Source organism: Streptomyces sp. NBC_01017, assembly GCF_045162795.1.
Lineage (GTDB): Bacteria > Actinomycetota > Actinomycetes > Streptomycetales > Streptomycetaceae > Streptomyces > Streptomyces machairae.
Window position 1 is genome coordinate 4078365 of sequence record NZ_CP108683.1, and the last position, 12997, is coordinate 4091361.

The 12997-nt window shown below is 70.7% G+C and carries 12 protein-coding genes and 1 pseudogene; 3 read left to right on the forward strand and 10 right to left on the reverse strand.

Annotation, left to right across the window (positions count from 1 at the left end):
* Position 1: 1 nt before the first annotated feature.
* From OG331_RS18410 to OG331_RS18420, 3 genes are all read right to left on the reverse strand, one after another.
* Positions 2–682 (reverse strand): AIM24 family protein, encoded by a 681-nt coding sequence (locus OG331_RS18410; RefSeq protein ID WP_362380642.1) that lies wholly within the window; start codon positions 680–682, stop codon positions 2–4.
* Between the two features lie 11 nt (positions 683–693).
* The gene (locus OG331_RS18415) at positions 694–2427 is read right to left on the reverse strand and encodes a TerD family protein (RefSeq protein ID WP_406197507.1); all 1734 of its coding nucleotides are present in this window, start codon (positions 2425–2427) and stop codon (positions 694–696) included.
* A 149-nt stretch (positions 2428–2576) separates the two neighbouring features.
* The gene (locus OG331_RS18420) at positions 2577–3173 is read right to left on the reverse strand and encodes a M48 family metallopeptidase (RefSeq protein WP_406197510.1); all 597 of its coding nucleotides are present in this window, start codon (positions 3171–3173) and stop codon (positions 2577–2579) included.
* 329 nt (positions 3174–3502) lie between these two features.
* Here OG331_RS18420 and OG331_RS18425 point away from each other — a divergent pair.
* A pseudogene (locus OG331_RS18425) lies at positions 3503–4723 on the forward strand (ThiF family adenylyltransferase).
* A complete protein-coding gene (locus OG331_RS18430) occupies positions 4716–6086 on the forward strand; it encodes an ABC1 kinase family protein (protein WP_406197513.1) in 1371 nt (456 codons plus the stop codon). Before OG331_RS18425 ends, OG331_RS18430 begins: the two are co-directional and overlap by 8 nt.
* Before the next feature lie 6 nt (positions 6087–6092).
* Here the strand turns inward: OG331_RS18430 and OG331_RS18435 are convergent, their stop codons facing one another.
* The 5 genes from OG331_RS18435 to OG331_RS18455 form a co-directional block, all read right to left on the reverse strand.
* Positions 6093–6302, reverse strand: a complete 210-nt coding sequence (locus tag OG331_RS18435) for a hypothetical protein (RefSeq protein ID WP_406197516.1) — start codon at positions 6300–6302, stop codon at positions 6093–6095.
* A 144-nt stretch (positions 6303–6446) separates the two neighbouring features.
* A complete protein-coding gene (locus OG331_RS18440) occupies positions 6447–6770 on the reverse strand; it encodes a hypothetical protein (protein ID WP_362380647.1) in 324 nt (107 codons plus the stop codon).
* Complete coding sequence (locus tag OG331_RS18445) at positions 6767–7135, reverse strand: WhiB family transcriptional regulator (RefSeq protein ID WP_406197520.1); 369 nt, start codon at positions 7133–7135, stop codon at positions 6767–6769. The genes OG331_RS18440 and OG331_RS18445 overlap by 4 nt, the downstream gene beginning before the upstream one ends.
* Before the next feature lie 174 nt (positions 7136–7309).
* On the reverse strand, positions 7310–7636 hold the full coding sequence (locus OG331_RS18450; protein WP_406197522.1) for a hypothetical protein: 327 nt from the start codon (positions 7634–7636) through the stop codon (positions 7310–7312).
* 165 nt (positions 7637–7801) lie between these two features.
* Positions 7802–10054, reverse strand: a complete 2253-nt coding sequence (locus OG331_RS18455; RefSeq protein ID WP_406197525.1) for an ATP-dependent DNA helicase UvrD2 — start codon at positions 10052–10054, stop codon at positions 7802–7804.
* A 128-nt stretch (positions 10055–10182) separates the two neighbouring features.
* On the opposite strand from OG331_RS18455, the gene OG331_RS18460 reads away from it, so the two are divergent.
* Complete coding sequence (locus OG331_RS18460) at positions 10183–10425, forward strand: mycoredoxin (protein WP_406197528.1); 243 nt, start codon at positions 10183–10185, stop codon at positions 10423–10425.
* 68 nt (positions 10426–10493) lie between these two features.
* Here OG331_RS18460 and nudC read toward each other — a convergent pair whose 3' ends face one another.
* Both nudC and OG331_RS18470 read right to left on the reverse strand, forming a co-directional pair.
* Positions 10494–11435 carry an NAD(+) diphosphatase gene (gene nudC / locus OG331_RS18465; RefSeq protein ID WP_406197530.1) on the reverse strand — a complete coding sequence of 314 codons (942 nt, stop codon included), beginning with the start codon at positions 11433–11435 and terminating at the stop codon, positions 10494–10496.
* A 156-nt stretch (positions 11436–11591) separates the two neighbouring features.
* Positions 11592–12995: a dipeptidase gene (locus tag OG331_RS18470; RefSeq protein WP_406197532.1), complete on the reverse strand. Its 1404-nt coding sequence runs from the start codon at positions 12993–12995 to the stop codon at positions 11592–11594.
* Positions 12996–12997: the final 2 nt, after the last annotated feature.

Genomic DNA, 12997 nt, shown 5'->3' on the forward strand with positions numbered 1-12997 from the left:
CTCAGCCCCGGACCCGGAGACGGTCGGTGCTGTCCTCGCTGGGCTGGACGACGACGATGCCCTGGCCGGAGAAGGCCATCTGGTAGGCCTCACCGCTGCCCCGGCCGATGAGCGACTGCGCCTTGAAGCTGCGCTTGCCCTTCACCTTGAGGTTCGGGGACCAGGCGACGAGCGCGTCCGGGTCGACGTACGTCTCGTCCTCGCCGCCGCCGCAGTCGACGACGATCGGCTTGCCCCGGGAGGTCAGCGCGACCCAGCCCTGCCCGGAGATCTTGGTGTTCCACAGGCCCTGTCCGGCGAACTTCGCCAGGCCCTTCACCCGCTCGACGCCCCACGTCAGATGCGCGTCGAAGGCGAGCAGGTTGGTGGCGTTGACGGAGATGCCGTCGCCGTTGAGGTTGATGATGACGACGTTGGCGCCGTAGTCGGCGAGGTAGAGCAGTCCGTCGCCGGAGCACTTCATCAGGGGTGCGCCCTCGCCGGTCATCCAGTCCTTGGCGATCTGGCGCACGGCCGGCGGATTGGGCTCGTACTGGACGAAGCCTTCGTAGGCGACCATCGACCCCACGCGCGCGAAGAGGTCGTTCCCGGTCTGCATGGCGATCTTCGCCATGTGGTTGCCGTGGTTCTCCATGCGAGCGGAGACGGGTGCGGGGGCGAAGCCCGCGAGTGGCTGGTTCATGACGGGCTCCCTCAGATCTCGTACGGCTGGACGACGATGAAGTTGCCGGGAGCGGCCCGGAACTGGAGGTTGACGCTCTCTCCGGTGTCGCCGGGGTAGGCGTTGCGACGCATCCGTACCTGGCTGGAGACGATCACCTGGGCTGCGGACGACCAGGCGACCACGGCGTTGGCGTCGGCGAACGTCGTGGGCGTGACCGGCAGCACCACGGGCGTGCCGTGCGTCTTGACGACGATCGTGCCGGTGCCCGTGAACTGCATCGTGAACAGCGCGCCGCCGGGGATGCCGTGGCCCTCGATACGGCGGACCTCGTACTGGAGGGTCTCGTCGAAGGCGAGGACGTTCTCGGCGGAAACGCAGATGCCGTCGCCCTGGAGCTCGATGGGGTGCAGCATCGTGGAGTTCTCGGCGAGGAACACCTGGCCCTGGCCGGTACAGCGCATCAGCTGCATCTCCTGGCCGGTCGCGTTGCCCACGATCCGGCCGGAGAATCCGGCGCCCTTGTAGCTGAAGTCGACCTTGCCCTGGTAGAGCACCATGCTGCCCTGCCGGGCCAGCACGGGCTGCCCGCCGATGCCGAGGTCGACCCGGACCATCTTCTTGTTCTGCTGCGTCCAGCGCTGACCGGTGGGCGTCTCCTTGAACTGCTGGAGCGCCGCGGCCACACCGGGGCCCTGAGGTGCACCCTGCGGGGCTCCATAAGGCGCCTGCTGGCCCGGGACCTGCCCGTAGGGGGGCTGCTGGCCATAGCCCGGAGGCGGGGTCGGCTGACCGTAGCCAGGCGGCGGGGTCGGCTGACCGTAACCGGGGGGCGGGGCCGGTGCCTGCGGCGCCTGGGGCTGGGCGTAACCGGGCGGCGGCGGGGCGCTCGGGGCGGGCGCCTGGCCGTACGGCGGCTGCTGTCCGGGCTGGCCGTACGGCTGCTGCTGACCCGGCTGGCCGTAGGGCGCGGGGGCCGGAGCAGGGGGCGGCGGGGCGCCACCCGGCGGCGTGATCGGCGCGACGATCGTGGGCTGGGCATGCACCGAGGGCGCCGGGGCCGGAGGCGGCGGCGTGGACCCCTGCGGGGGCGCGAAGCCCTGCGCGGCGGGCTGCGGCGCGGGAGCCGGGGCCGGAGCGGGCGCGGGGGCCGGGGCACCGAAGGCGGGCGGCGCGAAGCCAGGGGCCGCACCGGCCTGCGGCTGCTGGGCCTGCTGCGGGGCTTCCGGCGTCTCCTCCTCGGCGACCTCGCCGCCGAAGTTCCTCAGCAGCGCATCGAGGCCACCGTCGAAGCCCTGTCCGACGGCGGCGAACCGCCAGACGTCCTTGAGGTAGAAGTCGCCCAGCATCACGGCGCGTTCGGTGGTGAACTCCGAACCGCTGAAGGCATACCGGGCCACCTCCTCGCCGCCGGCGACGATGCGGACGTACCCGGGGCCGACCTGCGACATCTGTCCGTCGCCGTCGATCGTCGCCGTGAAGGACAGCTTCTGGATCTGCGGGGGGATCTTGTCGAGCGTGACGCGGAAGGACTCCGTGTCGCCCGCCTGGGCGCCGAGGAGCTGGATGGACTCCTCGGGTGACTTCGGCTGGTTGAAGAAGACGAAGTAGCGGTCGTCCGAGAGCTGTTCGTCGGCGTCGAGACCGAAGCAGCTGATGTCGAACGACAGCCCCGGAGCGGCGATCTGTACCCCTACGTACAGATCGGTGCCCGAGGTGAGGTCACTGATCCTGGCCTTGTGGCCGCGTTGGAATTCCCTGGCCATGCGTAACGACCGTCCCCCATCCCGAATGTGATTGCGTCGCGCCAGGCTAACGGCAAACTCGGACATCGAGCGAAGCCGGTACAGACCCGGTACACAACCCTCGCCCGACCGAACCGGAAGTCCCGCCTCCGGGAGTCCTCAGGGAGCGGTCATTCGCCGCGGGCGCCGGGCAGATGGGGCAACCGTTCGGCGGCGACCACGCCTTCCAGATAGCCCTTCGCCCGCTCGGTGCGGGGATAGTCCTCCAGCAGCCGCCAGAAGCGGGGCCCGTGTCCGGGCACCAGGAGATGTGCGAGTTCGTGAAGGAGGACGTAGTCGACGACGTACTCGGGCATGCCCTGCAGGCGGTGCGAGAGCCGGATGCTGCCCTCGGCCGGGGTGCACGAACCCCAGCGTGTGTTCTGGTTGGTGACCCAGCGGACCGAGTTCGGCCGCGCGCGGCCGTCGAAGTACTGCGCCGACAGCCGCTCCGCACGCTCGGCCAGTTCGGTGTCACCGAGGACCCGCTTGCTCTCCTGGGCGGCCAGCTTGTCGAGCATGACGCTCACCCAGCGCTGCTCCTCGGCCTCGGACATCCGGGCGGGGATGAGCACGACGGTGCGATCGCCCTCGCGGTACGCCGAGACCGTCCGGCGGCGCCGGGCGCTTCTGCGGACCTCGATCGCGCTCGCCCCCGAGCCGCTCGACGGCGGGCTCGTCGTACTGCGCTGTGGCGTTCCGGCGCGGTGCAGTGGGTCGGCGGACACGCCCCGACGTTACCCGCTGCGCATGGGGGAAGTCCCGACTCCGGGACGGTTCCATGCCGATCCCCCACCGTGCGTTTGATTTGTACGACGAATATCCACCGCCTGTGGACAACTTTCGGCGCCGGGTTCCCTGTCGGGGCATGCTGGCTGTCACCGGCGGGGCTGCGACCGAGCTCCACCGGCACACGGGGACGTTCCACGACGGCTACGGGGGCCTGTTCATGCAAGCGACGGTTTCGACTGCTTCAGGAGATTCGACGGTTCCGTCGACTCCATCGGCTACATCGACCACGCCGACTTCACCGGCTCCGCCGACTCCATTGGCTCCGCTGACTCCCTTACTGAAGCCCGCGCTCAGGCGTGGCTGGCGGGATCTCAACACGGTGCAGTTCGGGATGACTCCGGCACACGCTCTGACGCTGGGTCCGATGGACACGGCGACGGGCAGTTTCCTCGATCTGCTCAACGGCACTCGCGGACTGGAGCTGCTGCGTGCAGAGGGCCGCCGGGTGGACCTGCCGGACGGTCATGTCGACGGGTTGGTGCGACGGCTGGCACGGGCGGGGCTCCTCGACGACGCGAAGGGAGGCGGCCCGGCCGGCGACGCCATGCGGCGCAAGAAGGATGTTCTGGACCGGCTGCGCCCCGACCTGGCCTCGCTGTCCCTGACCACGTCCGAACCGGGCGAGGCGATGGGCCGCCTGGCCGCCCGCCGTTCACTGCGCGTACAAGTGAGGGGCGCCGGCCGGGTGGGCGCGATGGTGGCCTCGCTGCTGTCGGGCGCGGGGGTGGGGGAGGTCGACGTGCGCGACGTCGGCCGTGTCGAGCCGTGGGACGTGGCACCCGGCGGGCTGCCCGCGGAGGCGGTCGGTGACCGCAGGGACGAGGCCGCCCGGCGGGCCGCACGCCGCTGCGCACCGGACCGCCCACCACGCCGGAGCGCCCAGTCACCTCCCGGGCAGGACGGCGGCGGCCACTCCCTGGTGATCCTCGCGCCCCGGGACGACGTCGCGGTGCACGCACCCTCCCCGTCCGCCGCCGAACCCCTGATCGCTTCGGGTACGCCGCATCTGTACGCCGGCGTCGTGGAGGGCACCGGCGTGGTCGGCCCGCTGGTCCTGCCCGGTGAGACGGCCTGTGCGGGCTGCCTCCACGAGGGACGCACCGACCGGGACCCGGCCTGGCCCCGCCTGGTCGCGCAGTGGCGCTCCGGCACCGGACGGACACGCGACGTACGCCCCTGTGATCTCGCACTGGCCACCACGGTCGCAGGTCTGACGGCCGCACACGCCCTAGCCTTTCTGGATGGACGGATCCCGTCGAGCGCCGGTGCACGCTGGGAGGTGTCCTTACCCGGTCTGAGCTGGCACGCGCGGCCGGTGTGGGCGCACCACGCATGCGCGTGCGGCGCCACGGAGAAAGGTGAGGGAGAACACCCCTCCGAGGACGAGCAGTAGCGCGAGACAATGGCGGAGCAACGGCCGCCGAAGGAGTCACGCCGTGCGGCAGACTCGGAGCGGTCGGCTGGTACCTGGAGGGCGCATGTCTGATCTTCCCCGCAAGGCGGTCACCCGTACCGCCAAGCTCGCCGCGCTCCCGCTCGGCTTCGCCGGACGGGCGACCTGGGGACTGGGCAAGCGGATCGTCGGCGAGTCCGCGGAGATCGTCGGCCGCGAGCTGCAGCAGCGCACCGCCGAGCAGATGTTCAAGGTGCTCGGCGAGCTCAAGGGCGGTGCGATGAAGTTCGGACAGGCCCTGTCCGTCTTCGAGTCGGCCCTGCCCGAGGAGATCGCCGGCCCCTACCGCGCCGCGCTCACCAAGCTGCAGGAGGCCGCACCCCCGATGCCGACGCGCACCGTGCACTCGGTGCTGGCGGAGCGGCTCGGCGAGGACTGGCAGGGGCTGTTCCTGGAGTTCGAGGACAAGCCCGCCGCTGCCGCCTCGATCGGGCAGGTGCACCGGGGGGTGTGGCATGACGGCCGTGAGGTGGCCGTCAAGGTGCAGTACCCGGGAGCCGGCGAGGCCCTGCTGTCCGATCTGAACCAACTGAGTCGCTTTGCCCGGCTCTTGGGTCCGCTGATTCCGGGCATGGACATCAAGCCGCTGATCGCGGAGCTGAAGGACCGGGTCTCCGAGGAACTGGACTACGGCCTGGAGGCGCAGGCCCAGCAGGCCCACGCGGAGGAGTTCGCCGACGATCCGGACGTCGTTGTCCCTGCGGTGGTCCACCAGTGCGAGCAGGTCCTGGTCACGGAGTGGATCGACGGCGTCCCGCTCTCGGAGGTGATCTCCGCCGGCACCGAGGAGCAGCGCAACCGTGCCGGCCAGCTTCTGGCCCGCTTCCTCTTCTCCGGCCCGGCCCGCACCGGGCTGCTGCACGCAGACCCCCACCCGGGGAACTTCCGTCTCCTGCCGGGCGGCCCGGAGGGAGAGGACGACTGGCGGCTGGGTGTCCTGGACTTCGGCACGGTCGACCGGCTCCCGGGTGGTCTGCCGACCCCCATCGGCGACTCCCTGCGCATGACGCTGGACGGCGAGGCGGAGGCGGTCTACGAACTGCTCTGCGCCGAGGGCTTCGTCAAGGAGTCGATCGACCTGGACCCGAACGCCGTCCTCGACTATCTGCTGCCGATCATCGAACCGGCTCAGGTGGAGGAGTTCACCTTCACCCGCGGCTGGATGCGCAGTCAGGCCGGGCGTGTGGCCGACCCCCGCTCGCCCGCCTACCAGCTGGCCAAGCAGCTCAACCTGCCCCCGGCTTATCTCCTCATCCACCGGGTGACGTTGAGCACCATCGGTGTGCTGTGCCAGCTGGGCGCGACGGTGCGACTGCGCGAGGAGTTGGAGGACTGGCTGCCCGGCTTCGGGCCGGAGGAGCTGACTGACGAGGAGGAGTCGGCGGCGGAGGCGTGAGCGGCCCTACCACCAGGCCGAGTCCAGCCGTCCCTCGATCGCTCTGAGGTTCTCCCTGGAGCAGGTGTCGCAGACGTAGTGGCGGGTGCCGTTCTCCACTGAGCAGGTCCAGGTGGGCTGCGGGGCCTTGGCCCTGGTGCCGCAGCGAGCGCACACGAGGGACTGGGGCTCCGTGTCGGAACCACTGTTGTCACTGCCTCCGGGAAGACTCGTCACTCAGCGACGATAACGCCGCCGCTACCTGATCGGCGGTCACAACGCACTGCGGGGGCCAGTCCCGTTCGTACGGAACCGGCCCCCGCGGGGAGCTACTGCCTCCCGGGTCGAGAGGCCACCGCCGCCGTCCGGCGGCGAGCTCGATTACTGCATGACCGCCATGGCGAGCGCGCGGCGGGCACGCAGCGAGGCCCGCTCGGCCCGACGCTGCATGCGGCGAGCGGTCGCCAGGCGCACGGCCCGGCGTTCCTGCTCGGCCACGTACCGGCGCTCGTGCATATGCGCACGTGCCAGGGCTTCTTGGATGAGTTGCATCTCTCGGTTCCTGTTCTGACGCGAGTCGTTCGCGCCACTGGTGGTGAAGTCTTCAGGCGCGGAGCCTGCGAGCTCGTGGGTGGACGGCTTCATCGGGGCCTGCTTCTGGGGGTCGTGCGTGAAGGGACGGTCGATCGTTCCGGTGGTGTTCATGCCGTGACCGGGTTCTTGCGCGGGCGACCACGCGGCCGCTTCCGGGCGACGACGACACCCTGGACGAACAGCTCGCCACCCCAGACGCCCCAGGGCTCACGCCGCTCCTTGGCGCCGGCGAGGCAGGCCTCGATCAGCGGGCAGGTGCGGCAGAGGGACTTGGCGTACTCGACGTCCGCCGGCGACTCGGCGAAGAAGACTTCCGGGTCGTAGGAACGGCAGGGGACGGGCACGCCGAGGTTCTCGATGGCGTCGTCGAGCGCGGTGAGCGCAGTGAGCGGGGTCAAGGTGGAGTCCTCCGTGAGGCCGGGCTTGGGGATCACGTCTGCGGGCGGTACGGACGGGGCGTGCGCTTCGAGTTGCACGGTTCGTCTTCCTCGTCTGGTCGTTCCGGCCCTGTTGGGCCGGGTGGCGGCTGGTACCGGGTCTTTCTTGTCCCGAGGCCCCTTCGCTCCGTCATCCCTGTTCGGGGACAAACAGAAGGGCCGCGGATCCCGGATGGGGTTCCGCGGCCCTGAAGGCGCCGGCCTGATCGACGATCAGGCTGGATCACTCCAGGGTTCTGGCCCACGGAAGGCCCACATCAGGTGGTGCTGCTTCGTCTGCTTCCGGAATCCGGCACCGGTCGCCGTAGAGGCATAGGCCTTGGCCCGTGCCACTACTGCCGCTTCCAGTGCCTTGGTCGGTCGCTCATTGCCCTCGCGGACAGGAAGACCCGCGAGAGACAGGGCGGACGCCGGACGCGCGGCACGGATGCCGGACAGACCGGTGCCCTGGTTCGAGGCGCCGAGCATGCACAGGGAGGCGACGACCGAGCGATCGGTCATTTTCACGGTGCTGATGGAGCTGGTGTTGATGCTGATCACTGGACTCGCCTCCTCTCGGCGTCTAAGGGGACTGGGGTGAACCAGTCCGTCGGGTATGCAAGTAGAACACGGAATTGGGGCCTCCGAGAAGGCCTCCGTTCCCGTGGCTAAGAACCTATGGGGATTGCTGGGGCATGCGCAAACTATTTTTTCGACGAGTTCGTGTCATTCCCCGTTGGAGCCCTCCCCAACCTCCTGGCCTGCACAGATGGCCAGCACATCGGCTCCGTAGCGCTCCAGCTTCCGCTTGAGGACGCCGGAGATGCGGGACAGCTCAACCGGACTGGTCGGCTCCGCCTCTGCGATGGCCATCAGGGTCCGGTCCGTGAAGACGCAGAAGTCCGGCTGCCCGCTGAGCCGGGCCTGAACCGCACGCCACTCGCGGAGTCGTTCGTAGAGGCCCTCGTCCATGTCGGAGGGGCAGCCCTCGCAGCGCATCAGCTTCATCTCGCCCGCGTCGGTGAGGGTGCGCCCGCAGACACGGCAGCGGGCCGGGGCGCGCTGGGTGCGTCTCGGGGCTGCGTCCGGCCTGCTCGTGAAGCCGCGCTCGACACCGCCGGAACCGACAGCGGCGGCGCGCCCTGCGGTGGCGGCCGAGCCGGGGCGCAGTCCGTCGAGGAAGCGGCTCGGGCGGCGATTCGGGCGGCCGCCGGGTGCTCGGGTGAGCGCCCAGGAGACATGGAGGTGCAGCCTGGCGCGGGTGACACCTACATAGAGGAGCCGGCGTTCCTCCTCGATCTGCTCGTCCGTCTTTGCGTAGGTGATCGGCATCATGCCCTCGGCGACGCCGACCAGGAAGACGACGTCCCACTCCAGGCCCTTGGCCGAATGAAGAGAGGCGAGGGTGACGCCCTGGACGGTCGGGGCGTGCTGGGCGTTCGCCCGCTCGTCGAGCTCCGCGACGAGGTCGGCGAGGGAGGCGCCCGGTTTGGCGGCGGCGAAGTCCTGGGCGAGGTTCACCAGGGCGGCCAGCGACTCCCAGCGTTCTCTGACGGCGCCGGAGCCGGCCGGGGGCTCGGTCGTCCAGCCCTCGCCCGACAGCACGGCCCGCACCTGCGAGGGCAGGTCGACGGCGTCGTCGAGGAGTGAGTCGTTGCCCCCGAAGCGGGCCGCGCCGCGCAGCGCGATGCCCGCCTTGCGCACCTCGGGACGGTCGAAGAACCGCTCGGCACCCCGCAGCTGGTAGGGGACGCCCGCGTCGGCGAGGGCCTGTTCGTAGGTCTCGGACTGGGAGTTCGTGCGGAACAGGATGGCGATCTCGCCGGCCGCAACTCCGGAGGCCATGAGTTCCCGGATCCGGCGAGCGGCGCCCTCGGCCTCGGCGGGCTCGTCGGTGTACTCCGTGTACACGGGGTCGGGACCCGGGTCGCGCTGGGAGACCAGTTCCAGGCGGTGGTCGGCGGCGCGGCCCCGGGCCTGGGCGAGCACGCCGTTGGCGAGGCGGACGACCTGGGGGGTGGAGCGGTAGTCGCGGACCAGCTTGACGACGGTCGCGCCTGGGTGACGGGTGCGAAAGTCGAGCAGATGGTCGGGAGTTGCTCCCGTGAACGAGTAGATCGTCTGGCTGGCATCGCCGACCACGCACAGGTTGTCCCGGTCGCCGAGCCACAGCTCCAGCAGGCGCTGCTGGAGCGGGCTGACGTCCTGGTACTCGTCGACCACGAAGTGCTGGTACTGGGAGCGGACCTGATCGGCGATGTCGTGCCGGTCCTGGAGGATGCCGACGGTGAGCAGCAGGACGTCCTCGAAGTCGATGACCGCGCGGTCCCGCTTGAGGTCCTCGTAGACGTTGTAGATCTGGGCGATCTCGGCCGGGTCGCGGGGGGCGTCGCGGCCCGCCTTGGCGACGGCGGGCGGATAGTCGGCGGGGACGGTCCGGGTGACCTTGGACCACTCGATCTCGGCGGTGACGTCCCGCAGCTCGTTCCGGTCGAGGCGGATGCGGCAGGCGGCGGCCGCGTCGGCGACGAGCTGGATCTTGCGGTCGACGAGCCGGGGCATGGAGCCGCCGACCGCTTTCGGCCAGAAGTACTGGAGCTGACGCAGAGCGGCCGAGTGGAACGTACGTGCCTGGACCCCGGCGGCGCCGAGCTGGCGGAGCCGGCCACGCATCTCCCCGGCAGCCCGGTTGGTGAAGGTGACGGCGAGCACGCTGGAGGGCTGGAGGATGCCGGCGCGCACCCCGTAGGCGATGCGGTGGGTGATCGCCCGGGTCTTGCCCGTACCGGCGCCCGCGAGCACGCACACCGGGCCTTGCAGGGCGGTGGCCACCTCGCGCTGCTCGGGGTCGAGCCCTTCGAGCACCGCGTCGGCAGAGTCCGGTACCTGTGGGAAGAGGGTGGAGTGCGTTGCTGCTGTCACACGGCCATGCTGCCAGGTCGCCGGAGACGGCTGTGCCGGTTGTCCACAGGCGGACATTGTTAGTCGTACTAATGCGGCAGGCGTCACGTACCCGGGCATACCCCGGGTGGGAATGGCTCCGCGGTCGCGTACGTTCCCTCACCGGACGACCTGTTTCCCCGAGCCATCAGAGGAGCGCGCGAGACATGCAGGGCACTGTGACGATGTACAGCACCACGTGGTGCGGCTACTGCCAGCGGCTGAAGAAGCAGCTGGACCGCGAGGGCATCGCGTACACCGAGATCAACATCGAGCAGGACCCCGAGTCCGCGGTGTTCGTCGAGAAGGCGAATGGCGGGAATCAGACGGTACCTACCGTGCTGTTCGGGGATGGTTCGACGCTGACGAACCCGTCGCTGGCTCAGGTGAAGCAGAAGATCGGCGTGTGACCGAAGCGCATCCAAGCGCAAAGAGAGGGTGGCCGCCCCGAGCCGGGGCGGCCACCCTCTCTTTGCGCTCAGACGCTGCGGGTCGGCAGCGGCTTGCCGTACCAGAGCTCGATCAGACGGGCCGCGATCGAGATGCCGTACGGGGGCATGACCTCGCCGGAGTCGAAGGCGGCGCGCAGTTCCTCGCGGGAGAACCAGCGGGCCTCGTGGATCTCGTCGCCGTCGACGTTGACCTCGGTGGAGGTGGCGCGGGCCATGAAGCCCAGCATGAGGCTGGACGGGAAGGGCCAGGGCTGGCTGGCGACGTACTCGACCTGGCCGACGCTGACACCGGCCTCCTCGTAGACCTCCCGGCGCACTGCCTGCTCGATGGACTCGCCGGGCTCGACGAAACCGGCGAGCGTCGAGAAGCGGCCCTCGGGCCAGTGGACCTGGCGGCCGAGCAGGATGCGGTCGTCCTCGTCGGTGACAGCCATGATCACGGCGGGGTCGGTGCGCGGGTAATGCTCGGCGCCGCAGGCCTGGCAGCGGCGGATGTGGCCGGCCGCGGCGATCACGGTGCGCTCGCCGCAGCGGGAGCAGAAGCGGTGGGTGCGCTGCCAGTTCTCCAGGCCCACGGCGTGCACCATCAGGCCGGCGTCGCGCGGCGACAGCAGCAGGCCGGCCTCGCGCAGGCCGGCCGGGCGCGCGGACTGGTCGATGCGGCCGGGCAGCGCGTCCTTCTGGAGGGCGAAGTAGCTGACGCCGTCCTCGTCGATGCCGAGGAAGTAGCGGTGCGCCTCGGTGAGAGGGGCCTCGAAGGAGGGGGTCATGACGAGTTCGGTGCGCCCGTCCGCCGTCTCGTCGACGAGGACCTGAGCGCCGGAGACCACGAAGCAGCGGGTCGTGGGGTGGCTCCATGCCGCCGCGAGCCAGGCCTCGTCGAGCCGGTGGTGGGCGGCGCGGTCGATGCCGCTCGGTGCGGTGAGCGAGATGGGGCGGTCGGCGGTGTGGTCGGTCGAAGTGGTCACGGGTGCTTCCAACTCCCCCAGTGGAACGGTGTGCTTCGGCGGGTGGATCGGCGGGACGTGCGACGGGAGGCGACCGGGTCCATCGGGGCTCGGCGGTGCGGGACGGCCGTTTCAGTGTGCCCCGCGCGCGCTGCCCGTCCGGACGGCCCAGGTGGGTCAGGGCGCATGACGCCAGCTCGCGGCCAGGTCGCCCCACAGGTAGGCGGTGGTCTCGACGCCTTTGAGCAGCAGGTCGAGCTCGACCTTCTCGTTCGGGGCGTGCCAGCCGTCGGAGGGGACGGAGATGCCCAGGAAGAGCACGGGTGCGCCGAGGACGTCCTGGAGGTCGGCGGCGGGGCCCGAGCCGCCTTCGCGGGTGAAGCGGACCGGGCCCTCGAAGGCGCGGCCCATGGCGCGTACGACGGACTGCAGGGCGGGGTGATCCAGCGGCGTCAGGCACGGGCGCGTGGCCCCGCTGAACGTGATCTCGCAGCGGATCCCGGCGGGCACCTGAGCGTCGGCCCACGCGCGGACGGCCTTCTCGATGTGGTCGGGCTCCTGTCCCGCGACCAGCCGGAAGGAGAGCTTCACCATGGCGGAGGACGGGATGATCGTCTTACTGCCGGGGCCCTGGTAGCCGCCGCCGATGCCGTTGACCTCGGCGGTGGGGCGGGCCCAGACACGCTCCAGGGTCGTGTGCCCGGCCTCGCCCTGGGTGGCGTACGACTTGGCGGTGCGCAGCCACTGCTGCTCGTCGAAGGGCAATTCGGCGAAGAGCTCGCGCTCGCTGTCGGTCAGTTCGACGATGCCGTCGTAGAAGCCGGGGATCGCCACGCGCGCGTGCTCGTCGTGCAGGGCGGCGACCAGGCGGGCGGCCGCGGTCGCCGGGTTGGGGACGGCGCCGCCGAAGGAGCCGGAGTGGATGTCCTGGTCGGGGCCGTACAGCCGGATCTCGCACTCGGCCAGGCCACGCATCCCGGTGCACACGGTGGGGGTGTCCTCGGACCACATGCCGGTGTCGGACACGATCACGGCGTCGGCCTCGAGCCGCTCGGCGTGCTCCTCGACGAGAGCGCGGAAGTGCGGGGAGCCGGACTCCTCCTCGCCCTCGATCAGCAGCTTGAGGTGCACGGCCGGCGTGCTGCGGCCGGTGGTCGCGAGGTGGGCGCGGACGCCGAGTGTGTGGAAGAACACCTGGCCCTTGTCGTCGGCCGCCCCGCGCGCGTGGAGACGCCCTTCGCGGATGACAGGCTCGAAGGGCTCGCTGTCCCAGCCGTCCTCACGGGCGGCGGGCTGCACGTCATGGTGGCCGTAGACGAGGACCGTGGGCGCCTTCGGGTCGTCGGAGGGCCACTCGGCGAAGACGGCGGGCGCGCCCGCGGTCGGCCAGACCTCGGCGGTCGGGAAGCCGGTCTCCTTGAGCTTGGCGGCGAGCCAGTCGGCGCTGCGGCGTACGTCGGGCGCGTGGTCGGGCTGGGCCGACACGGACGGGATGCGCAGCCACTCGACGAGGTCGTCGAGGAAGGCGGCGCGGTGCTGCTCGATGTACGTACGGACAGCGCTGTCCGGGGTCTGGCTCATGG